At 67.9% G+C, this 21,620-nt stretch carries 24 protein-coding genes and 1 pseudogene; 9 read left to right on the top strand and 16 right to left on the bottom strand.

The window, feature by feature from the left end:
• Positions 1-2: 2 nt before the first annotated feature.
• The gene (locus tag BM396_RS17605; RefSeq protein ID WP_043381355.1) at positions 3-887 is read right to left on the bottom strand and encodes a putative selenate ABC transporter substrate-binding protein; all 885 of its coding nucleotides are present in this window, start codon (positions 885-887) and stop codon (positions 3-5) included.
• 387 nt (positions 888-1,274) lie between these two features.
• Between BM396_RS17605 and BM396_RS17600 the strand changes: the two genes are divergently transcribed.
• Genes BM396_RS17600 through BM396_RS17585 form a run of 4 tightly spaced genes read left to right on the top strand, consistent with a single transcriptional unit; the run spans position 1,275 to position 5,039 of the window.
• A complete protein-coding gene (locus BM396_RS17600) occupies positions 1,275-2,339 on the top strand; it encodes a radical SAM/SPASM domain-containing protein (protein ID WP_051976006.1) in 1,065 nt (354 codons plus the stop codon).
• The gene (locus BM396_RS17595) at positions 2,332-3,129 is read left to right on the top strand and encodes a TIGR01459 family HAD-type hydrolase (RefSeq protein ID WP_051976007.1); all 798 of its coding nucleotides are present in this window, start codon (positions 2,332-2,334) and stop codon (positions 3,127-3,129) included. Before BM396_RS17600 ends, BM396_RS17595 begins: the two co-directional genes overlap by 8 nt.
• Before the next feature lie 51 nt (positions 3,130-3,180).
• Positions 3,181-4,230, top strand: a complete 1,050-nt coding sequence (selD, locus tag BM396_RS17590) for a selenide, water dikinase SelD (protein WP_043381358.1) — start codon at positions 3,181-3,183, stop codon at positions 4,228-4,230.
• 8 nt (positions 4,231-4,238) lie between these two features.
• Complete coding sequence (locus BM396_RS17585) at positions 4,239-5,039, top strand: nucleoside phosphorylase (protein WP_091994880.1); 801 nt, start codon at positions 4,239-4,241, stop codon at positions 5,037-5,039.
• Here the strand turns inward: BM396_RS17585 and BM396_RS17580 are convergent.
• The 3 genes from BM396_RS17580 to BM396_RS33130 form a co-directional block, all read right to left on the bottom strand.
• Positions 5,036-5,938 carry an SUMF1/EgtB/PvdO family nonheme iron enzyme gene (locus BM396_RS17580; protein WP_199807240.1) on the bottom strand — a complete coding sequence of 301 codons (903 nt, stop codon included), beginning with the start codon at positions 5,936-5,938 and terminating at the stop codon, positions 5,036-5,038. The two genes, BM396_RS17585 and BM396_RS17580, sit on opposite strands and share 4 nt — an antisense overlap.
• An 84-nt stretch (positions 5,939-6,022) precedes the next feature.
• Positions 6,023-6,340, bottom strand: a complete 318-nt coding sequence (locus BM396_RS33135) for a DinB family protein (RefSeq protein WP_199807241.1) — start codon at positions 6,338-6,340, stop codon at positions 6,023-6,025.
• A gap of 138 nt (positions 6,341-6,478) precedes the next feature.
• Positions 6,479-6,724: a hypothetical protein gene (locus tag BM396_RS33130; protein ID WP_199807242.1), complete on the bottom strand. Its 246-nt coding sequence runs from the start codon at positions 6,722-6,724 to the stop codon at positions 6,479-6,481.
• Between the two features lie 14 nt (positions 6,725-6,738).
• Between BM396_RS33130 and BM396_RS33125 the strand changes: the two genes are divergently transcribed.
• Complete coding sequence (locus tag BM396_RS33125; protein ID WP_199807243.1) at positions 6,739-7,320, top strand: glycosyltransferase; 582 nt, start codon at positions 6,739-6,741, stop codon at positions 7,318-7,320.
• 344 nt (positions 7,321-7,664) lie between these two features.
• Here BM396_RS33125 and BM396_RS33385 read toward each other — a convergent pair whose 3' ends face one another.
• From BM396_RS33385 to BM396_RS17550, 5 genes are all read right to left on the bottom strand, one after another.
• Positions 7,665-8,093 carry a hypothetical protein gene (locus tag BM396_RS33385; RefSeq protein ID WP_244538900.1) on the bottom strand — a complete coding sequence of 143 codons (429 nt, stop codon included), beginning with the start codon at positions 8,091-8,093 and terminating at the stop codon, positions 7,665-7,667.
• 195 nt (positions 8,094-8,288) lie between these two features.
• On the bottom strand, positions 8,289-8,792 hold the full coding sequence (gene msrA, locus BM396_RS17565; protein ID WP_043381362.1) for a peptide-methionine (S)-S-oxide reductase MsrA: 504 nt from the start codon (positions 8,790-8,792) through the stop codon (positions 8,289-8,291).
• Positions 8,789-9,238: a peptide-methionine (R)-S-oxide reductase MsrB gene (gene msrB, locus BM396_RS17560; protein ID WP_043381365.1), complete on the bottom strand. Its 450-nt coding sequence runs from the start codon at positions 9,236-9,238 to the stop codon at positions 8,789-8,791. Before msrB ends, msrA begins: the two co-directional genes overlap by 4 nt.
• 161 nt (positions 9,239-9,399) lie before the next feature.
• Positions 9,400-9,621 (bottom strand): hypothetical protein, encoded by a 222-nt coding sequence (locus tag BM396_RS17555; protein WP_043381367.1) that lies wholly within the window; start codon positions 9,619-9,621, stop codon positions 9,400-9,402.
• 112 nt (positions 9,622-9,733) lie between these two features.
• The gene (locus tag BM396_RS17550) at positions 9,734-10,324 is read right to left on the bottom strand and encodes a cytochrome P460 family protein (protein WP_043381369.1); all 591 of its coding nucleotides are present in this window, start codon (positions 10,322-10,324) and stop codon (positions 9,734-9,736) included.
• 424 nt (positions 10,325-10,748) lie between these two features.
• Between BM396_RS17550 and tnpA the strand changes: the two are divergent.
• Together tnpA and BM396_RS17540 are read left to right on the top strand one after the other, a co-directional pair.
• Positions 10,749-11,137 (top strand): annotated as a pseudogene (gene tnpA, locus BM396_RS17545) (IS200/IS605 family transposase); the annotation flags it as partial.
• Between the two features lie 75 nt (positions 11,138-11,212).
• The gene (locus BM396_RS17540) at positions 11,213-12,205 is read left to right on the top strand and encodes an RNA-guided endonuclease InsQ/TnpB family protein (RefSeq protein ID WP_348273023.1); all 993 of its coding nucleotides are present in this window, start codon (positions 11,213-11,215) and stop codon (positions 12,203-12,205) included.
• A gap of 166 nt (positions 12,206-12,371) precedes the next feature.
• Here BM396_RS17540 and BM396_RS17535 read toward each other — a convergent pair whose 3' ends face one another.
• From BM396_RS17535 to BM396_RS17525, 3 genes are all read right to left on the bottom strand, one after another.
• Complete coding sequence (locus BM396_RS17535) at positions 12,372-13,412, bottom strand: ABC transporter substrate-binding protein (RefSeq protein ID WP_081948617.1); 1,041 nt, start codon at positions 13,410-13,412, stop codon at positions 12,372-12,374.
• Between the two features lie 42 nt (positions 13,413-13,454).
• Entirely contained in the window at positions 13,455-14,210 is a 756-nt protein-coding gene (locus tag BM396_RS17530; protein ID WP_043381373.1) for an ABC transporter permease, read from the bottom strand.
• 122 nt (positions 14,211-14,332) lie between these two features.
• On the bottom strand, positions 14,333-15,124 hold the full coding sequence (locus BM396_RS17525; protein ID WP_051976009.1) for an ABC transporter ATP-binding protein: 792 nt from the start codon (positions 15,122-15,124) through the stop codon (positions 14,333-14,335).
• A 245-nt stretch (positions 15,125-15,369) separates the two neighbouring features.
• Between BM396_RS17525 and BM396_RS17520 the strand changes: the two genes are divergently transcribed.
• Entirely contained in the window at positions 15,370-16,371 is a 1,002-nt protein-coding gene (locus BM396_RS17520) for an ornithine cyclodeaminase family protein (protein ID WP_043381378.1), read from the top strand.
• 22 nt (positions 16,372-16,393) lie between these two features.
• A complete protein-coding gene (locus tag BM396_RS17515) occupies positions 16,394-17,206 on the top strand; it encodes a phosphate/phosphite/phosphonate ABC transporter substrate-binding protein (protein WP_043381381.1) in 813 nt (270 codons plus the stop codon).
• On the opposite strand, the gene BM396_RS17510 is transcribed toward BM396_RS17515, so the two are convergent.
• The 4 genes from BM396_RS17510 to hutI are packed head-to-tail and all read right to left on the bottom strand — an operon-like array spanning position 17,188 to position 21,580.
• Positions 17,188-17,811, bottom strand: coding sequence for a HutD/Ves family protein (locus BM396_RS17510; RefSeq protein WP_051976010.1), 624 nt, complete (start codon positions 17,809-17,811; stop codon positions 17,188-17,190). The two genes, BM396_RS17515 and BM396_RS17510, sit on opposite strands and share 19 nt — an antisense overlap.
• On the bottom strand, positions 17,808-19,472 hold the full coding sequence (gene hutU / locus BM396_RS17505; RefSeq protein WP_043381383.1) for a urocanate hydratase: 1,665 nt from the start codon (positions 19,470-19,472) through the stop codon (positions 17,808-17,810). Before hutU ends, BM396_RS17510 begins: the two co-directional genes overlap by 4 nt.
• Positions 19,473-19,508: 36 nt before the next feature.
• Positions 19,509-20,342, bottom strand: coding sequence for an N-formylglutamate deformylase (hutG, locus tag BM396_RS17500; RefSeq protein ID WP_043381385.1), 834 nt, complete (start codon positions 20,340-20,342; stop codon positions 19,509-19,511).
• Positions 20,342-21,580: an imidazolonepropionase gene (gene hutI / locus BM396_RS17495; protein WP_199807244.1), complete on the bottom strand. Its 1,239-nt coding sequence runs from the start codon at positions 21,578-21,580 to the stop codon at positions 20,342-20,344. Before hutI ends, hutG begins: the two co-directional genes overlap by 1 nt.
• Between the last annotated feature and the right edge of the window lie 40 nt (positions 21,581-21,620).

The raw sequence follows: 21,620 nt of genomic DNA, 5'->3' as shown, positions 1-21,620 counted from the left end.
ATTCAATCCAGCAGGGCCGTGGATTTCGCCACGCGCTCCACCGGCTCATAGGCGGCATTGGTCACCGGGATGAACTTGGAGCGCGCGAAGGGCGCGAGGATCGCCGGATCGGTGATACCGATGAGCGCTGCCTTCAACCGATCCGTGAACCCGGCACCGTAGATCGCGTCGACATCGCCGCGCACGGTCCACTGGTAATCCGGGAAGGGCGGGCTCTCCCAGATAATGCCGACCTCCTTCGGATCGATCTTGCCGGCCTTGTTGTCGAGATCCCAGACCGAATAGTCCACAGCCCCGACCTCGAAGGCTCCGGACTGGACGAGCTGGATCGTGCGGCTGTGATCGCCGGAGAAACCGACGCGGGAAAACACCTCCTCGGGCGTCTTGCCCGGGAACGCCTCGCGGATGAAGTATTCCGGCATCAGCCGGCCCGAGGTCGAGGCCCGGGAGCCGAACGTGAAGGTCTTGCCGGCGATCGCCTTCGGGAAGTCGGCCGTGCGCGTCAGGCCCGTCTTGGTGTTGGCGATGAGGTAGGTCTTGAACGCCGCGTCCTCGGCGCCCTGCGCGATCGCCTGCGCCCCGGGCGCGGCCTTGCGCGCCTGCACGCCGGTGAAGCCGCCGAACCACGCAAGCTGGACCTGCCCGTTGGTGAAGGCCGTGACCGCCGCCGGGTAGTTTTTCACCGGGAGGTACTTCACCGGCACGCCAAGCTTGCCCTCGAGGTAGGCGGCGACCTTGCCGAAGCGCTCGACGAGACGGCTCTCGTCCTGGTCGGGGATGCCCGTGAAGACGAAGGTCGGCTTGGCGCCCTCGGCGTCGGCGGCCTGGGGCAGCGCGAGGCAAGCCAACGCGCCCAGCAACGCCCGGCCCAATGTCCGTCTCAGCATCGAGTGCTCCCGTTCGGATTCCAACTGCGAACGACGCCATGCCGGCATCGATGTCCAATCAACTGACAGCTAGCCCATGTCTAGCGGAGCGCTCGGCGAAGCCTGCTGATGGCCCTCATTCGTGTTTCCGCACCGTGCGGTTACCAATCGCAAGGCCGCGTCGCTGCGGCAATCGGCGCAGCGGGCGCTGTCACGACTTCGGCCTGTTCGACTTCGGCCTGGGCGGCTGTCCCGGTGTAGAGAGTGCAGGCTGGCCGCGGTCGTCAATCTTACTGAAGATGTGATGTTACCGATGCGGCTTGCCGTGCGAAGAACGCCGTGACGTCCAAAATCGGACGCCGGTCGCCCGATGGTGCCTGACGAGATCAGGCCAGAGGATTCGTAGCCATGGACGCCGGGACGCCGCACCCTCCGGAGCCGGACACCGTCGCCCCGACGCCGTCATTCGCCCTGGGCGTCGGGCTCACCAACGAGTGCAATCTCGCCTGTTCCTTCTGCTACCGCGATCCCGATCGCCTGGACCGGCTCGGACCGGAACAGCTGCGGACGGTGCTCGACAGCCTGCCGGTGCGCTCCGTCAATCTGGGGACCGGCGAGAACGGGATGCACCCCCAGTTCCCGCAGCTTCTCGATCTGCTCCGGGCCGAGCCGATCAAGCTCACGATCACGTCGAACGGGCACTCAATCGCCGTGATGGATGACGCGGCGGTGCAGGCCTTCGCCGACGTGGAATTCTCAATCGACTATCCCAACCGGGAGGAACAGGACGCGCAGCGCGGGGCCGGCAACTGGGACCTCGTGATGGCGCAGGCCGCCCGCTGCCGGGCGCTGGGTGTCGGCGTCACCTTCATCGCCGTGATGATGCGGACCAATTTCGATCGGCTGCACGAGATCGCCACCCTGGCCCGCGCTTTCGATGCGCCGCTGCGCATCAACGTCTACCAGGCGGTGCGTACGGACACCTTCGCGCTCACCTACGAGGAATACTGGGTCGGGTTCGCGCGCCTCTTCGCCGAGACCGACGTGATCGCCATCGGCGAGCCGCTCGTCCGGGCCATGGCGGGCCTCCCGGCGCGCCGGGGCGGATGCGGGGTCGGCACTGTGCGCGTCACGCCCCGCGCGACGGTGCAACCCTGCGTGTACTGGGGCGGCACAGGCCAAAGCCTCGAAACCCTGCGTCAGACCGGCAGCGCGATCGTCGCCACCGACCCCTTCGCGGCGGTCCGGGCCCTGCCGGAACCCTGCCGGGGCTGCGCCTACGAGGAATCCTGCCACGGCGGCTGCGCCGGGCGGCGGCGGCTGATGGACCGGCTCGATCAGGTCGATCCCTACTGCCCGATCGCGCGCGGCGAGGTCCGGCCCCTGTCAGTCGTCATGGCCCCGGCCCGCGAACTGCCGAAGCTCGAGAGCGCCTGCACGACGATCGTCCAGGCGCGGTCTGCCCGTGGCTGACGCGCCCCCGGCGCTCGCCGGCCTGAGCCGGCTCGCGACGGCCTATGCGGTCATCCTGTGCGACGTCTTCGGCGTGCTCCACGACGCGACGCGGGTCTTTCCCGCCGCCGCCGAAGCGCTGGCGGCCTTCCGGTCCGGCGGGGGCACGGTGATCCTGGTCTCGAACGCAGCCGAGCCTGGCACGCGTCTGGCAGAATCCCTCCGGGCCCGCGGGATCCCCGACCCGTACGACGACCTCGTAACCGGAGCCGACGTCGCCCGGAGCCTCCTCGATGCGGCGGGGGTCCGGCGCGTCCATCACATCGGGCCGGCGCGCGACCGGGTCCTGTTCGAGGGGATGCCGGTCACGCCGGTCCCGGTGGACGCGGCCGAGCAGATCGTCTGCACGGGCTATCCGGATTGCGACGACGACCTCGACGCGACCCTGGAAGCCGCGCTCCGGCGCGGCCAACCCCTGCTCTGCACCAACCCGGACACGAGCCTGACGGTAGACGCGACGCGCCTGCGCTTCGCCGGTCTCGTCGCCGAGCGCTACCGCGCCCGCGGGGGCCACGTCGTCGAGACCGGGAAGCCCGGCGCCCTGATCTATCGCCGGGCCCTGGACAAGGCCGAGAGCGTGCGCGGACGGCCTGTCGCTCCCGCGCAAGTCCTGGGGATCGGCGACACCGTCGCCCTCGACGTGGCGGGTGCACTGGGCAACGGCTTCGCGGCGCTCCAGATCGGAACCGCGCAGCCCCCGCCGACGGACGCGTCCGACCGGCTGTATCGGATGCCTGCGCTTGTCTGGTGACCGCGTGCCCGACACGTTCCGTCCCGGATTACGACCACAGAGGATTGATCGATGGATACGCCCCCGGTTCGTCTCACCAGCCTCGCCCACGGCGGCGGGTGCGGTTGCAAGCTCGATCCCGCGGTGCTGCGCGCGCTCCTGGCCGACCAGCCGGTCGCGGGTCCCTTCGAGCGCTTGCTGGTCGGCAACGAGACCGCCGACGACGCGGCGGTTTGGGCCCTGGATGACGGCACCTGCCTGATCGCCACCACGGATTTCTTCACGCCGATGGTGGACGACCCGCACGATTTCGGCCGGATCGCCGCGACCAACGCCATCTCCGACGTCTACGCGATGGGCGGTAAGCCGATGCTGGCGCTGGCCATCCTGGGCATGCCGGTCGGCAAGATCGCCCCCGAGACCGTCGCCGAGATCCTGAAGGGCGGCGCAGCCACCTGCGCGGAGGCGGGCATTCCGATCGCGGGCGGCCACTCGATCGACACGCCCGAGCCGATCTACGGCCTGGCGGTGATCGGCTCGTGCGACCGTGCGCATCTACGGCGCAACGCCGATGCCCGCGCCGGCGACGTCGCCATCCTGACCAAGCCCCTCGGCGTCGGGATCTACTCGGCGGCGATCAAGCGGGAAGCCCTCGACGCCGCCGGCTACGCCGACTTCGTCGCCACCACGACGCGCCTCAACAGGGTCGCGGCGGATCTGGCGCGCGATCCGGAGGTCCACGCCATCACCGACATCACCGGCTTCGGCCTGCTGGGCCACGGCCTGGAACTCGCGCGCGGCGCCGGCCTGACCTTCGTGATTGCCGGGCACGGCATCCCGCTCCTGCCCCGGGCCGAGGCCCTGGCGCGGGACGGCTTCGTCACCGGAGCCTCGCATCGGAACTGGGCGAGCTTCGGGGGCCAAGTGCATCTGCCCGAGGACTTGCCGGACTGGCGCAGGCACATCCTCACCGATCCCCAGACCTCCGGGGGCCTGCTCGTGACCTGCACCCCCGCGCGGGCGGAGGCGATCCTCGCGCAGTGCCGCGCCGCGGGCTTCGCGCAGGCGGCCGTCGTCGGGCGGTTCGAGGCCGGCCCGGCCGCGATCCGCGTCGAGGCCTGAGCGCGTTGATGCCGCCCCGCGAGCCGGCAACCGCCCCGATCCTGCAGGACAAGGCGCACGCAGAGGCCTCGACGTTCACGCCCGAGAACCTGCTCCGCGAGGCGCGCCGGCAACGCGGTCTCGGCGTCGGACGATTGCCGGCACTGTGCGTCCTGGACCCGGACGGTGACATCGTCCGCCACCTCTGCGCAACCGGGCGGGCCCGGCCCGATCCCGATTGGGCCTGCTACCACAGCACCCTGCACCGGTTCGAGGAATCCGGGCGCGCGATCGGCATCGTGGGTTGCGCGGTCGGCGCGCCCTTCGCCGTGCTGGTGGCCGAGCAGATGTTCGCCTCTGGCTGCGAACTCCTGATTAGCATCACCTCGTCGGGACAGATCACGGCGCTGCGGGCGCCGCCCTACGTCATCCTCATCGAGGCGGCCCTCCGCGACGAGGGCACGAGCTACCATTACCTGCCACCGGGCGAGTTCGTCGAAGCGCCGCGCGCCCTGGTCGCAGCCGTAGCGCCCGCGCTGACGAGGATCGGCGAGCCCGTCGAACGGGGCGCCACCTGGACGACCGACGCCCCCTATCGCGAGACCGAGCAGGCGATCGCGGCGGCCCGGGCGCGGGGGATCCTCGCGGTCGAGATGGAGGCGGCGGCCCTCTACGCGTTCGCGCAGGCGCGCGGCAAGGCCGTCCTGTGCTTTGCCCACGTGACCAACCAGATGGGTCAGGCCGGCGATTTCGAGAAGGGCGAGGCCAACGGCGCGACGACGGCGCTCCGTCTCGCCGCCGCCGTCGCGACCGCTCGGTTCCCGATCTAGAGAGCCACCGTCCGGAAGCCGGCAAACACGTCGCGGCGCTCCGGGCCGAAGAAGTTGCGGTAGGCGGTATCGATCATCCGCGCGCGGGTCGCCCAGGCACCGCCCCGCAGGACCTTGCGCGTCCCGAAGGCGGGCTCCGAGTATTCCTTGTAGGCGTCGGGTGCGAAGCCCGGGAAAGGCAGGAACGGGCTCGCCGTCCATTCCCAGACGTTGCCGAGCATCTGCCGGCAGCCCCAGGCGCTGTCGCCCTCGGGGTAGCCCGCGACGTCGACACAGCCGAGATGGCCGCCATCGAGGTTGGCGTGCTCCGGGGTCGGCGCAAGGTCCCCCCAGGGATAGGGGCGCTTGGTGTCGCTCAACCTGCCGTCGGGCGTCGGCGCACCGGCCGCTGCGGCCTCCCATTCAATTTCGGTGGGCAGTCGGCGGCCCGCCCAGCGGCAATAGGCGTTGGCCTCGTACCAGTTGACGTGGACGACCGGCTGATCGGGCGCCAGCGGCTCGTCCCGGTCGAACCGCCGGCAAGTCCACTGGTCTCGCCCATGCCGCGACCAGTAGACCGGGTGCTCGGCACCGCATCCGTCGCGCCACCGTACGCCCTCGGCGTCCCAATAGGCGGGGTTCCGATAGCCGCCATCCGCCACGAAGGCGGCGAACGCCCCGTTCGTCACCGGCGCGCGGGCGATGCGGAACGCCGCGACGGATACGGGATGCGCCCATTTCTCGTTGTCGAAGACGAAGCCGCCGCCGGGCTCGGCGCCGAGTTGCAAGGTTCCTCCGCCGACCGAGACGTCGCCGGTCCAGGGACCTGTGCCCGTGTCCCGGGCTGAGGCCGAAGTGGCGAAGGACGGCCGCGGGTAGCCCAGGGTCTGACGCGTGTAGGTGAAGGCCTCGTCGTGCATGTCCTCGTGAAAGGTGACGAGCTGATACAGCTCGGCCTCCTGCGGTGTCGGCTCGCGGCTGTCGAGCCGACGGACGAGCGCCTCCTACACGCGGGCCATGTAGGCGAGGGTGTCGGGCAAAGCCGGCAGCGGGATCGACCAGCGCATCGCGTGGGGCACCCGCGCGGAATCGTAGAGCCCGTCGGCTGCCGCCATCCGGGGCGGGGCCCGGTCGAGCCCGCGCAGGATGAAATGCTCGTGAAACCAGGCGCGATGGCCGATTTCCCACAGGAGGGGGTTCACGATCTCGCTCTGCGGGCCCATCAGACGGTCCTGATCGAGGCCCGACACCAGTTCGAGCGTCCGCGCTCTGGCATCCCCCAGCATCGCCACGAGATCGGCAGTCGAGACCTGTGCGCTCATCAAACGTCCCGGATTCCTGTCGCAACCATGAGAATCAGCCTGATCACACCGGCGGCGAGAACGTCTCGTGCCGGCAATCGGACCACGGCGATGCGCTGGGCGCGCATCCTCGGCGAACTCGGGCACCAGGTCGACGTGTCAACAACCTACCCGGACGACGCCGACGTCGACATGATGCTGGCGCTTCACGCCTGGCGCAGCGCGGCGTCGATCGCGCGCTTCAAGGCGCGGTATCCGGATAGGCCGCTCATCGTCGCCCTGACCGGCACGGATCTCTATCACTATCTGGCGGCCGACCCAGAGCCGACCCTGCGCTCGCTCGATCTGGCGGACTGCCTGATCGGCCTGCACGATGATGTGCCCGCCGCCCTCCCGGCGCGTCACCGCGGCAAGGTCCGTTGGTCTACCAGTCTGCGACGGCGCGGGCGCATCGCTGGCCGATCTCGGGCGAGGCGTTCGAGGTTCTCGTCGTCGCGCATCTGCGTTCCGTCAAGGACCCGCTCTGCGCGGCCCGTGCGGCCCGGCGCCTGCCAGCCCGATCCCGGATCCGGATCGTGCATCTCGGCGGCGCGCGGGATCAGATCTGGGCCGATCGGGCTCGGGAAGAGATGGCGCACAACCCGCGTTACCAGTGGCTCGGGGACCAGCCCAGCTCCTTGGTCCGGCGCTGGCTGACGCGGGCCCGGGTCATGGTCCTCAGCTCGCAGCAGGAGGGTGGCGCGAACGTGGTGTCGGAAGCGGTCGTCGCCGGCTTGCCGATCCTAGCCACCGCAATTCCTGGGACGCGCGGCCTATTGGGCCCGGAGCATCCGGGCTATTTTCCGGTCGGGGACGATGCGGCCCTGGCTGCGCTGCTCCGTCGGGCCGAAGAAGAGCCTTGTTTTCTGGAACACCTGCACGCGTTTGGTGCGGAGCGGGCAACGCTCTTCACGCCGGCCAGGGAGCGCGAAGCGCTTAATCGAATTGTCTCGCGCCTCTGAGTGACGCGCCCGACGTGATTGCGATTGGGCCCCGGCTGCAACCCGGCGCAAGCTTGCGTGCGCCTCGTCGCCGTCGAACGTCTGTTCAGTCGCCAATGACCGCTTCCGGGATTTCTGTCAGGGGCATTGCATGTCGGCTGTGGGCGCAAAGCCGAACGTCCTGACTTGCTTGAGACGGTAATCCGGCGTGACGTAGTCTTGCCATTAGCGGTACGACCGGTTCGGAGCGGATCTGCCGGGAAAGCGGACGAGCTTTTATCGGCCCGAATCGGTCGTACTCGCTATTCCACCGACTGCTTTTAACCAGACATTGAGCAGACTTTTGATCACTTATCGCCTTCCGATCATCGCATTAAGCTCTTCGAGTCGATCTCCGGCATCTTCGCCATCTGATCGAAGGGCACGACCGCCATCACGTGGCCGTCCGGCATCTTGATGACGTTGAACTGCTTGCCGGTGATTTTGTCGGTCGCCATCGCGACCATCACCTGCATCGGCTCGAAAGGCGGGATGACGAAGTCGTGCCCCCAGGCGCCGACGAGGCTCGAAAGAGAGGCCATGGCCATGCCCGTGCCGGCGAGAAGAACGACGGCCGGCAGAATTGCGCGCATCATGATGGATCCTCTCCAGCTCAATCGATAGGATTTCGCAAGTCTGGGCTGAGTAGTTACTGGGTTCGGATCATCATCGCCCGCCGTGTAATGGGGAGCGGCTGACGAACGAAGAGCGGGGGACGGATGACGGCGCAGGGCAAGCAGCGGCGCGTCGTTCATCGGGTGTGGATTGGCGCCGTAGCGGGACCCCAGATGAAGTTGCGTTATCGTTTTGATATTACTCACATGATCGAGAGGATGCCGGAGTCCCGGTCGGCGCCGACCGGGACCCCACTTCACCCTACAGTTTTGCCAGCAACGTCAATGCGCTACTTTAATTCTAATTAGGATCCCGCTTCAACGCCGATCTACACCCTACTCGGCCCGACTTGGGATTTTCCACCCCGGTCGGACGAAGTGACACGTGTAGCCGTTCGGAATCCTCTCCAAGTAGTTCTGGTGCGCGGGCTCGGCCTCCCAGAAGTCGCCGACCGGCCCCACCTCCGTCACGACCTTGCCGGGCCAGAGGCCCGACGCGTCGACATCCGCGATGGTGTCCTCGGCGACCCTCTTCTGGTCGGGGCTCGTGTAGAAGATGGCGGAGCGATAGCTCAGGCCGCGGTCGTGTCCCTGACGGTTGAGCGTGGTCGGATCGTGAATCTGGAAGAAGAATTCCAGCAAGTTCCGAAAGCTAGTCCGCCCCGGATCGAACGTGATCTCGATCCCCTCCGCATGCGTGCCGTGGTTGCGGTAGGTTGCGTGCGGAACGTCCCCACCCGTGTAGCCGACCCGGGTCGAGACCACGCCCGGCAGCTTACGGATCAAATCCTGCATGCCCCAGAAGCAACCTCCGGCGAGAACCGCGCGCTCGGTGCTCATGCGGCGGCCTCCACCTGAGGAAGGTAGTTGCCGTAGCCCTGCGCCTCCATGTCGTCTCGGTGCACGAACCGAAGGGCCGCCGAGTTGATGCAGTAGCGCAGGCCGCCGCGGTCGCGCGGGCCGTCGTTGAAGACGTGGCCGAGATGGCTATCCCCGCCCGCGGACCGGACCTCAGTGCGGACCATGCCGTGCGACGCGTCGCTGAGCTCGTTCACGTGGGCGGCCTCAATCGGCTTGGTGAAGCTCGGCCAACCACAATTGGAATCGTACTTTGCGGAGCTGGCGAACAGCGGCTCGCCGGAGACGATGTCGACGTAGATGCCAGGCTCCTTGTTGTGGAGGAGCGCACCTGTCCCGGGCCGCTCCGTTCCGCTCTGCTGCGTGACGCGGTGTTGCTCGGGCGTCAGTGCCGCCACGGCTTCTGGAGTCTTGTTGTAGGCTGCCATGATGCTCGTCCTTTGCTGGCCAAGACGGTGATCGGGCCCGCGGGTGTCGTGATTCGAGCCTGTCCGGCCAGCCGCTGCAACGGAAATCGGAAAAAACGCGCGCAATTCGCGCTATTCGCATACCCAGAAAGTTCGGGCCTGCACAGGCGTGGTCGAATAGACTATAGATCAGCCGCCGGATATTTGATCTGGTATCCAGAGTTGGGCTGCCGGCGGGCGTACTGCTCGTGTTCCAGCGGCGACGGGCGGGCCCGTTCGCCCGCGAAGCTGGAGGAGGAGCGCTCGACCGACCCGGGCGCCGGCAGGCAGTACTCGCGCATGGTCGCCTCGTTGGCCGAGATTTGCAACGCCCCCCTCAACATGCCGCGGCGCGAAATCGCCATGTCGGTCCGCAGGCCGACTACACGGAGCGTGGTCACTCGTCGGACTGCCTGAGCGAGCCACACGGCGGCCCGCTTCGGCTCGAACCGGGAATGTGAGACCCAGGGACGCCCGTCAGTCGTCGAGCCGGGAGTAGAATTGCGTCCAGACCTCGTCCTTCTTGGCGCTGGCGATGTGGCAGTAAGCGCACTCCGAAGTGGATTTGACCTTCGCGGTCATCGCCTTCGGTTCGTGATGGTTGAAATTGTAATACCCCCAACCGCCGGATTCGGCATAGCGCTTCGTATCCTTGACCGTCACATCGGCACCGTTGAGCTTGCCCGGAAAGAAGCCCCGTCCGGATGGTTCGGTCCTCGATCCGTCGGGATTCTCCTTACTCTGCGTCAGCTGAAGTTCCTTGAAGAGGATCGTCCCTTCGGGAAACGCCTTTGTGCGCTTGTATTCGTCGTAAGCGCAGGTTTCCATGTAGACATTGTGAAATTCCGGGAAATTCGCCTTGCCATCATTCAGAGCGTTCGGCGTCAGCGGAGACCCTAGATAGATCCAGCGCTCGAAATTTTTTGGCAGCATCAAATCGCCCGACGCCGTATACTCGGGCTTATAACACGAGGCAGTCTGGGCGGCAGGGCGCGACTGTGACCATCCCAACAATCCCATGACGCCACCCAATAGGACGAATGCCGAGAACACACCGGATCTTGTCATCGAACTGCTCCATCATCGTACGGTCGGACGACTCGGTCGATGTCCCGGAATTCCCGACGTGGCGGCAACGTCTCCGCCGGAACGTTGGTCGTGTCCGTCGGTCTCGTCGCCACGGCGACGCTGCGCGCAACGCCGGTGCCTAGACGCTTCCTGGCGTCGTCTTCGATCCGGGTCGTCTTCGATCCGTAGAGGCCACATCCGGTCGGCCGGTGGAAATGAGCGTGTCGAATGATAATCATAACCGCGCAGAATATTTTTGCCGTCGGAGCAAATCGCCTTGCGGACGCGAGTTTTCGGGTAGCTCCTCTCAGCTGCGCCCCATAAATTCCTCAGGGGTGACCGTCTGCTTTAGCTGACGGGGGAATGCGGGGCCGCTATCGGACGGACCCTTGCAGATAGATATGCGACGTTCAAATAAGGTCGCATGAGCCGCTACCGTCGCGATGCGGGCGCTACCTTCAGCCTGAAGTACCACCTTGTGTGGTGCACGAAGTACCGGCGCAAGGTGCTGGTCGCGCCCTACGACACGCGCTTGCGGGAGATCATCGCTGAGGTCGCGATTGAAGCCGAGATGACTGTCCACGCCGTCGAGGTCATGCCGATCACGTCCACCTGTTCGTGGAGGCTGACCCGACGCTGGCGGTCGCCGAGATCGTCAACCGCTTCAAGAGCCGGTCTTCCCGGCTGATGCGGCAGGAGTTCCCCGCCCTGCGCTCCCGGCTACCGACCCTGTGGTCCCGCTCGTACTACCCGGGCAGCGTTGGACACGTCAGCGCAAAGGTGGTCGAAGCCTACATCGCCGCGCAGAAGGGCACCGGAGCGGTGGCCGTGCGCAGCTACAAGTACCGGCTCCGACCGAACCGGGCTCAGACCGCCGCCCTGGACGCGATGCTGCGAGACTTCTGCGGCCTGTACAATGCCTGCCTGCAACAACGCGTCGAAGCCTACCGCCGTCGCGGTCTCAACCTGCGCTACGGACCTCAGGCCAGTGAGTTGAAGGCGTGCCGTGCCTGTGACCCGGACGGCCTCGGGCGCTGGTCGTTCTCTGCCCTGCAACAGGTGCTTCGACGGCTGGACCAAACTTATGCAGCGTTCTTCAAGCGCGGCCACGGCTTCCCGCGTTTCCGCGCGTCGGCGCGCTACCACGCGGCGACCTTCCGCATCGGCGACGGGCTCACGGTGAAGAAGGATCGTCGCATCGGCGTGGTCGGCGTGGTCGGCGTGCCGGGCGGTCTCAAGGTCGCCTGGCACCGCGACCTGCCGGACGAGGCCAAGCTCGGCACCGCAATCCTGACCCGCCAGCAGGGCAAGTGGTTTATGGTCCTGAGCGTCGAGGCCGAGTTCGCTGAGACCTGTGGTACTGGCACGGTCGGGATCGACCTCGGCCTCAACAGCCTGATCGCCACCAGCGATGGTGAGACCGTTGAGATGCCGCGCTTCGCTCGCAAGGCGCAAAAGGCGCAGCGATGGAGACAGCGGGCGCTCGCCCGATGCAAGCGCGGCTCGAAGCGCCGCCTCAAGGCGAAAGCTCGGCTCGCCGCCGGGTCCGCTAAGATCGCCCGTCAGCGGCGCGACCACCTGCACAAGCTCTCGCGATCCCTGGTCTCGCGCTACTGGGGCATTGCGTTCGAAGACCTCACCATGACCGGGCTGAACCTGTCCCGAGTGTGGGACAGTCAAAGCCAAGACACTCGCGACCCGAACCCACGCCTGCAAATGTGGCGTGGTTCTGGACCGGGATGTTGCTGCGGCGATCGTCGTGCATCAGCGGGCTTTCGGGCCGGGACGCGGCCCTCGGGACACAAGCCAGCGGGTTGCCGCATAGCTGTCCCGAGGAGCCGCCTGCTTCAGCGGGCGGAGTTGTCACGGCTCGGGTCGTAGCCGGTGGTTCGGCGAGGAGACGCGGTTCTCCTATCGCGCGATCTCTGATTGGACGCGTTCATACCGCATCGTTAAATCGCCGAGGCGGACGTCTGCGAAGCGGTCCGAGTGGAAGGTCGGCTACCAGTCGAAGCCCGATATCGATGCCCTCGGTCGAGCGGCCCCGTCATTTCGCAAGCGCGGCCTCGACGAAGCGGTTGGTCCAGAGTTCGCCTTCCGAGGATTTCGCATCGATCTCCTTGCCGTACGCTGCCCCGAGCTCCTTGGCGAAGACCAGTGCGTTGCCGACGTTGCCCGCGTCGAGGCGGCCGCCGCCCGTCACGCCGCTCGTCATTGCCTTGACGGACGCCGCGATCGAAGTCTGGTCCGCCTTCGGGAAGAACCGCTTCCGGATCGCGGCGGCCGTCTCCTCCGGGGCGTCAGAGACCGAGCGGCTCGCCGCCTGCATGGCCCGAACAGTCCTTGTGATCAGGTCGGCCGTTCCGGCCTCGATCGGCTTCTTGGCCACGAGGACGAGATACGGCTGATCGGCGAGCAGGGAGAATTCCTCGCCCAATGAAACGAGGACGACGCCCGTCCCCGCCTTCTCGGCGTTGTAGCCCTCGGGCGGCGAGAGGACGAAGGCGTCGATCCGCCCGACCTCAAGGGCAGCCTGCACGGCGACCGGGCTGCCTACCTGTGCGACTTTGACTCCCGTCTTGGGGTCGAGCCCACCCTTGGCCGCCAGCCAGCGGGCAGCGTTCTCCTGCACGCCTGCGAGGGAGGTCACGCCTATCGTCGCGCCCTTTAACGCGGCAAGCCGCTTCGCCAGGGGGTCGGACGCCGTGACGCCGGCCCGTTTCAGGAAGGCGGGCGACGCAACGAGCTGGAGCGTCACCTTCGACATCAGAGTGTCGACCATCTCGAACGGCTGGCCCTTGGCCACGGCCCGGAGCACCGCATCGGTCCCGACTGCCGCGAGGTCGATGTCGCCGGAATCGAGGGCGGCCAGCGCCGAGGCGTCACCGCCCGGTAACGCGGCGACGGTGGCGGTGAGTCCCTGCGGTTTGAAGGTGTCGAGCGTCCGCGCGGCCCAGATCGGTAGGAAGCTCAGGGTCGGGGCGCCGAGACCGATGCGCACGATTTCCTGGGCTCCGGCCGGATGCGGCGGCAGCAGGAGCATCGCGCCGAGGGCCAGGGCCCGCATCCCATCACAGTTGCTGCGCATTCAGCGTACTCCCATCCTGAGGTCATGACGGAATGGCGGAGTTCAGATCTCGCTCGGACCCGCTCCGGAGAGCGTGCGCCAGCGAAGGAGGCGGCGTTCGAGGCGGCCGGCGAGAAAGCCCGCACCCACGACGAAGGCGAGCAGGATCGCGATCCCGGCGAAAACCCCGGCCGGATCGTAGGTCGACGACGCCTCGTGGATGAACAGGCCGAGCCCCTGCGTCGCCGAGGTGAATTCGCCGACGATGACCCCGATGACGCTGTAGGGGATCGCCAGCCGCATCCCCAGCATCACGAAGGGCGCCGCCGCCGGCAGGTAGACGTGACGCGTGAGCTGACGCTGGTTGGCGCCCATCACCAGGGTCAGGTTGACGAGCTCCCGGTCGACGCCGCGTACGCCCGTATAGACGTTGTAGAAGACCAGGAAGAACACCATGATCGCCGCGAGCGCGATCTTCGAGCCCATGCCGATCCCGAACCAGATGATGAACAGGGGCGCCAGCGCGATCTTCGGGATGCCGTAGAAGGCCATCACGTAGGGCTCGAATATCCGCGCGAGCCGCGGCGAGCGCCCCAGCGCGTAGCCCGCCACCACGCCCCCGGCAACGCCGATCGTGTAGCCGAAGACGAGTTCCTGGGCGGTCGTCCAGAGATGCGGGTAGATCTCGCCTGAGGCGAACAGCTCGTAGAGGCGTGCCACCACGGCGGTGGGTTTGCTGACGTAGATCTCGCGGACGAGGCGTCCCGAGGACCATTGCCAAAAGGCGAGCAACGCCAGCCCCGGCAGCAGGGGTATCAACCGCCCTGCGTACGCTCTCGAGGGATGAGTTCGTCGCGCAAGGACCGGCGGCGCGTCCGCCGGCGGCGTTGTCTCGGTCACGGTCGGATAGGCGGCATCTGTCATGGCGCGGGCTCCCGGCCTCAATGCGTCCGGCTTCCAAGGGCGATCTGGGTGCGGAAGCGCGACCACACCGCCTCGTAGGCGGCCTCGAAACCGGGATTACGGAACGGCTCGAACACGTCGCGCGGGCGGGCTAAGTCGATGGCGACGTCGGCGAGCACTCGCGAGGGACGCTGGCTGAGCACCACCACCCGGTCCGCGAGGACGACCGCCTCGGTGATGTCGTGCGTGATGAAGATGACGGTCGCGCCGGCCTCGCGGGACAGCGTCTGCAGGTCGGCCTGCATCACCATCCGCGTCTGCGCGTCCAGCGCCCCGAACGGCTCGTCCATCAGGATCACGTCCGGCTTGTAGATCAGGGTCCGGGCGATCGAACCGCGCTTCTGCATCCCGCCAGAGAGCTGGTTCGGATAATGGCGCTCGAATCCTTCGAGGCCCACCGCCCGGAGCGCGTCGGCCACGCGGGTGCGGCGCTCCGCGGGAGAGACGCCGCGTAGAAGAAGGGGCAACTCGACGTTTTCGGACAGCGTCTTCCACGGGAAGAGTTGCGCCTGCTGGGGCACGAAGCCGACCTCGCGGTTCACGCCGGCGACGGACCGCCCGCGATGGCGAACCGTTCCCGCGGTCGGCTTGAGCAAGCCCGCCGCCATCTGGAGCAGCGTGCTCTTGCCGCAGCCGCTCGGCCCAATCACCGCGATGAACTCACCCCGACCGACGTCGAAGCTGATCCCATCGAGGACGCGGGTCGGCGAGCCCAAGTCCGGCCCGAAGAATTCCTGTCGGATATCGGCAAAGGTGAGGGCGGCGTCCATGCCTGCAGACTCCCGGCTCAAGCCTCGGAGGCATCGCTTCTATGTCTATACATATTAAGTGCCGACGCAAGCAAGCCGAGATGATAGGCAGGGCCTGGCCATCGTGTGAGCAGCGAGGCGGAACGCTTTCCCGCTCGACCATAGCCGGTTGACAGCCACAGTGATGGTCATAATGTATAGACATATCGAGCGCGGACTGGGTGAGATCCCTTCGCCGAGCCGATGTCACCGCAGGGGGACCCGCCGTGCAACCCATCTACATCGCCTACCTGAACCGCCTCGACATCGAGGCGCTGGCGATCACCGACGACGAGATCCTGACGGCCGTCGAGGGCGCGCTGGCGAGCCAGGGGCGCGGCGAGACAGTCATCGAGCCGCGCGTGCACCTCGAACCCGGCGTCGCCAACGGTCACTTCAACGTGCTGCGGGGAGCGATCAGGGAGCCGATCGACTCGGCGGGGGTCAAGGTCGTCGGCGACTTCGTGGACAACTACAAGAGCGGACTGCCGTCCGAACTTGCCATCCTCGCGCTGTTCGATCCCCGCACCGGCATCCCGAAGGCGATCCTGGACGCAAGCGGGATCACCGACATGCGCACGGGCGCCGTGACGGCGATCGGCGCCAAGCACCTCGCCCGCAAGGGATCGAAGGTCCTCGGCCATATCGGCGCGCGGGGCACCGCCTACTGGAACGTGCGCCTGCTCGACCGCCTGTTCGGCTTCGACGAGATCCGCGTGCATTCCCGGCGCCTGGAAAGCCGCGACGCTTTCGCCGACCGCCTCTCCCGCGACCTCGGCAAGCCGGTCAGAGCGACGGAGGATTGGCGATCCTGCGTCGAGGGCGCCGACATCGTGGTCGAGGCGTCGCGGCTCAGCGCGCCCGAGCCGATGCTGAAAACCGACTGGATCAAGCCCGGCGCCCTGGTTGTACCCTACGGCACGATGAGCGCGGTCGAACTGTCGCTCACCGACATCATGAGCAAGCTCGTCGTCGACGATTGGGGCCAGTGCAAGGGCGGCAAGTTCGGTAGCCTGCGCGCCCACGTCGAGACCGGCCGCCTGTCGGAAGCGACGCTCCACGCCGAACTCGGGCAGATCGTGGCTGGTCTGAAGCCCGGCCGCGAGAGCGAGAACGAGACCAATCTCTTCTGGCACCGCGGCCTGTCGCTCTCTGACATCGCGCTGGGCCACGCCATGCTGGCCAAGGCGGACCGCCTCGGGATCGGCCAGCGCCTGCGCTTCGCCTGAGGTCGGGCGGCAGGAACGGCCGATGGCCTTCGTCGCGAACGCGCGCATGTACGGCGTGAACCCGCAGGCGCGGGCCGCTTGGTCCGAGCTGTTCGCGTGGCTGGCCCGGGCGAGCGGCGTCGATCTCTCGGTGATCGAGCATGCCTATCCCGCGCCTCTCTCCACCCTGTGGGCCCGGCCGGACCTCGCCTGCGTTTACATGTGTGGGTTCCCGTTCGTGCAAGCGCGCAACAGGCCGGTCCCGGTCGCGGCGCCCGTTCCTGACGCTGGGCCGGTGCCGGGAGAGCCACTCTACGCCACCCACTTCGTCGTCTCGTCCGGATCGGAGTTCCGCACCCTGGAGGACACCTTCGGCGGGCGGCTCGGCTACACGATCGCGGATTCGCATTCCGGCTACAACGCCCCGCGCCATCACCTGTTGGCCTACCGCACACCGGAGCGGCCGACCCTCTACAGCGCGACCCTCGGACCGCTGGTGACGCCTCGGCGTGTGATCGAGGCGATCTTGTCGGGCGTGGTCGATGTGGGCCCTCTCGACGGCTACGCCCTCGACCTGATGCTGCGACACGAACCCGACCTGGGCGGCCTGATCCGCATCGTGGCGAGCACGCGGCCCGCTCCGATCCCCTTCCTCGTCGCCAGCCCCACCTGCCCCGCCGAGGTCGTCGAAACCTTGCGGGCGTCGCTCCTCGCCTTCGGCGAAGCGCCGGAGGGCGCCGGACTGCGCGACCGGCTCCGTCTCGACGGGTTCGCCCGAGTGCGGGTCGCCGATTACGAACAATTGCGGCGTTGGGACGACGAGGCGCGCGCGGTTGGCTATCCGGAACTCGCCTGAACAACCGCGGTGTGCAGTGTGACGAGCCACGCGCAGGCGCCCCCGATCGGCCGGATCGCAATCTGTCGACCGGCGGCCGACTCGATCACGACGGCGTCTCCCGGCGCGAGCCGGGTATTCGATCCCTCACCCGGGCCGTCGAATTCCACCGGGCCGTCGGTCGCCACCAAAACCACGGTATCGACATCGTCGGCGAACATGTGCTGGGCTGCTCGAATGACCGGAAGGACGCCGTGGCGGAAGCGACCGCGCCGGGTCATCACGTTGAGGTCGGCGATCGGGCCGGCAGCGAGGCGGGCGTAGGTCGGGACGTCTCCCGGAAAGGCGATCGGCTCCGAGCCCGCCGACAATGTCATGGGATCGCGGCCCTCGACCTCCAGCACGAGACCGTTCCCTGAGACGATGGCGAGCGTCCGATCGATGCCGGGGAAGGCCGAGAACGGCCCCTCGCGCGCGATCCGCGCCGTACTCACGCGCCAGTCGAAGGCGTCCAGTGCGGCGCCACGGGGGCGAGCGGCGATCTCGGTCGTGATCCCACCGCCGTTCTTCCAGGATACCGTTCGAAGGCCGGCGGCACGTAGGATCTGCAGGTCAGGACGCCTCACGCGAGGCTTGGAAGATCGAGCCCGTGCATACGGGCACAGTCCACGGCGCTCTCGTAACCGGCATCGGCGTGGCGCATCACCCCGGTGGCCGGGTCGTTCCACAGCACCCGGCCGACCCGCGCGGCGGCCTCCGGGGTCCCGTCGCAGACCACGACCATGCCGGAGTGTTGCGAGAAGCCCATGCCGACCCCGCCGCCGTGGTGGAGCGAGACCCAGGTCGCGCCGCTCGCGCAGTTGAGCAACGCGTTGAGAAGCGGCCAGTCCGAGACGGCGTCGGAACCATCGCGCATCGCCTCCGTCTCACGGTTGGGCGAGGCGACCGAACCGGAGTCGAGGTGATCGCGCCCGATCACCACTGGTGCCTTCAACTCGCCGCTCGCCACCATCGCGTTGAAGGCGAGTCCGAGGCGATGGCGGTCGCCGAGCCCGACCCAACAGATCCGCGCCGGGAGCCCCTGGAAGCTGATCCGCTCGCGGGCCATGTCCAGCCAGTGGTGGAGATTGGCGTCGTCCGGCAGCAACTCCTTCACCTTCGCATCGGTGCGGTAGATGTCCTCCGGGTCGCCCGAGAGCGCCGCCCAGCGGAACGGGCCGATGCCGCGGCAGAACAGCGGGCGGATGTAGGCCGGGACGAAGCCCGGAAAATCGAAGGCGTCCGCGACGCCCTCCTCAAGTGCGACCTGCCGGATGTTGTTGCCGTAATCGACTACTGGAATTCCCATGCGGTGGAAGTCGAGCATGGCGCGCACGTGGTTGGCCATTGAGGCTCGGGCGGCGCGTTCCACCGCCTTGGGATCGTTCTCTCGGCGACTCTCCCACTCGGCGTTGGTCCAGCCCTGCGGCAGGTAGCCGTTGACGGGATCGTGCGCCGAGGTCTGGTCGGTGACGGCATCGGGACGGACGCCCCGGCGGACGAGTTCGGGGAAGATATCGGCAGCGTTTCCGAGGAGGCCGACCGAGACGGGCTTCCCCTCGCGGCGTGCCCGCTCGATCATCGCCAACGCTTCGTCGAGATCGGCCGCCTGCTGGTCGAGGTAACGGGTGCGCAGGCGCATTTCTATGCTTGAGGGCCGACATTCGACCGCGAGGCACGAGGCGCCGGCCATCGTCGCGGCGAGCGGCTGTGCGCCCCCCATGCCGCCGAGGCCGGCGGTGAGGATCCAGCGCCCCTCGAGGGTGCCGCCGTAGTGCTGCCGCCCGAGTTCGGCGAAGGTCTCGTAGGTGCCCTGAACGATGCCCTGGCTGCCGATGTAGATCCAGGAGCCGGCGGTCATCTGCCCGTACATCGCCAGCCCCTTGCGATCGAGGGCGTTGAAATGCTCCCAGGTCGCCCAGTGCGGCACGAGATTGGAGTTGGCGATCAGAACCCGCGGCGCGTCGGCGTGGGTGCGGAACACGCCCACCGGCTTGCCCGACTGCACCAGCAGCGTCTCGTCGCCGTCCAACCGCCGGAGCGTGGAAACGATGCGGTCGAAGCTCTCCCAGTCGCGCGCCGCCCGGCCGATCCCGCCGTAGACGACCAGCTCGCCCGGGCGCTCTGCCACGTCCGGATCGAGGTTGTTCATCAGCATCCGCAGGGGTGCCTCCGTCAGCCAAGACTTGGCGGACAGGTCCTGACCCTGCGGGCTGCGGATCACGCGGGCGTTGTCGATGCGAGTCATCGTGGGGTCCGGTCGAGGGGGCTGGGCGGTCCGGCGTCAGGCCCGGTTGCGGGCGAAGGCGAGGCAGGCCTCCAGCACCCGGACGAGGGTGGCTATGGCCGCGGACGCATCGATGGGATCGTAGGGGCTGGGCCAAGTCGCCGGACCGACCGGTCCTGGCAGTTCGCGCATGTAGCCTCGGCAGGCGAGCTCCATCTGGACCGCGTGCACGCCGTCGCCGGGCCATCCATAGGACCGCGTGATGTATCCGCCCTTGAACCGGCCGTCCGTCACCCGGCTCAGGCCGCTGGCGTCGCACAGGGCGCCGATCGGCGCGGCAAGGTCGGGATCGCAGCTCCGGCCGTCATCGGTGCCGATGTTGAACACCGGCAGCACGCCTGTGAAGAGGCGAGGGATGACCGACCGGATCGCGTGGCAATCGTAGAGCACCACCGCCGGGTGATCGCGGCGCAGGCGCGCGATCTCGCGGGAAAGGGCGGCGTGGTAGGGATCGAAGTAGGTCCGGCGACGCTCGGCTATGCCGGCGGCGGAGGGGGCGGCACCGGGCCGGTAGAGTGGTTCGCCGTCGAAGGTCTCGGTCGGACACAGGCCGGTCGTCGCTTGTCCCGGGTAGAGCGACCGCCCCGACGGATCGCGGTTCACGTCGATGACCGTCCGCGAGATCGCCGTGTGGATGACCGTTGCGCCCAGGCCGACCGCGAAGTCGTAGAGGCGATCGATCCACCAATCCGCGTCCTTGCGCGCGAGCCAAGGTGAGACGAGCCCCTCGAGGCAATCCTCAGGGATTTTGGTCCCGGTATGCGGGAGGCTCACGATCAGCGGAGCCTCACCGTACGCGACCGAGAGCCAGGCCGGATCGCACCCGCTCATCATGGTCGACCCCTGCCGATGCCAGGCGTCGGCAAGCCTGCGTGGACCCGGGCGTGGAGGGGGTTGAAGCCCATGCGGTAGACGAGATCGGCGGGCCGCTCGATATCCCAGATCGCGAGGTCGCAGCGCTTGCCGGCCTCAAGGCTGCCGACTTCGGACGACAATCCGACCGCCCGGGCGGCCTCCCGCGTCACGGCGGCGATGCACTCGTCCACGGTGAGCCGGAACAGCGTGGCGCCCATGTTCAGGGTCAGCAGCAGCGAAGTCAGCGGCGAGGTGCCTGGGTTGCTGTCGGTCGCGAGTGCGATGGGTACGCCGTGCGCGCGGAGGGCCGTGACCGGCGGAGCCTGATGCTCGCGGATGAAGTAGAACGCGCCTGGGAGGAGCACGGCCACGGTCCCAGCGTCGGCCATGGCGGCGACGCCGGCCTCGTCGGCGTACTCGATGTGATCGGCCGAGAGGGCTCGAAACCGCGCGGCGAGCGCGGCCCCGTGGCGGTTCGAGAGCTGATCGGCGTGCAGCCGCAACGGCAGGCCGAGGTTGGCCGCCGCCTCGAAAACCTTCGCAGTCTGCTCGGGTGAGAAGGCGATCCCCTCGCAGAAGGCGTCGACCGCGTCGGCGAGCCCTTCCTCCGCGATGGCAGGCAGCATGGTCTCGCAGACGGCGTCGATGTAGCCGTCGGCGTCGCCGCGCCATTCCGGCGGGACCGCGTGGGCACCGAGGAAGGTCGTGCGGATCGTGACCGCGCGCCGCTCTTCGAGGCGCCGTGCGGCCCGGAGCTGGCGCCGCTCGGCCGCCAGTTCCAAGCCGTAACCGGACTTGATCTCGATCGTGGTGACGCCCTCGTCGAGGAGCGCGTCGAGCCGCGGCAGAGCTGCCGCCACGAGGGCGTCCTCGCTCGCGGTACGTGTGGCGGTCACGGTCGAGACGATGCCGCCCCCACCTCGCGCGATCTCCTCGTAGGTCGCCCCGGCCAGACGCTGCTCGAACTCGTGGGCACGGTCACCGCCGTAGACGAGGTGGGTGTGGCAGTCGATCAGGCCCGGGGTGATCCAGCGCCCGTCGCAGGCGATGCGCTCGGCGGCTTCCAGCGGCGGCGCCTCGGCGGCGGGTCCCGCATAGACGATGCGGCCGCCCGCCTCGGCGATCAACCCGCGCTCGACGGTTCCGAGGCCCTCGCGACCCTGCGCGAGCGTGGCGACGCGGCACCCGTGCCAGACGCGATCGACCTGTATCATGGGTCGGATTTCCCATCGAACGTCGTGATCCGAGCCGACG

Source organism: Methylobacterium sp. UNCCL125 (genome assembly GCF_900116795.1).
In the GTDB taxonomy this organism is placed as follows: Bacteria; Pseudomonadota; Alphaproteobacteria; order Rhizobiales; family Beijerinckiaceae; genus Methylobacterium; species Methylobacterium fujisawaense.
Note: the sequence above shows the minus strand (reverse complement) of the source record. Positions and strands in the feature narration are given on the sequence as shown.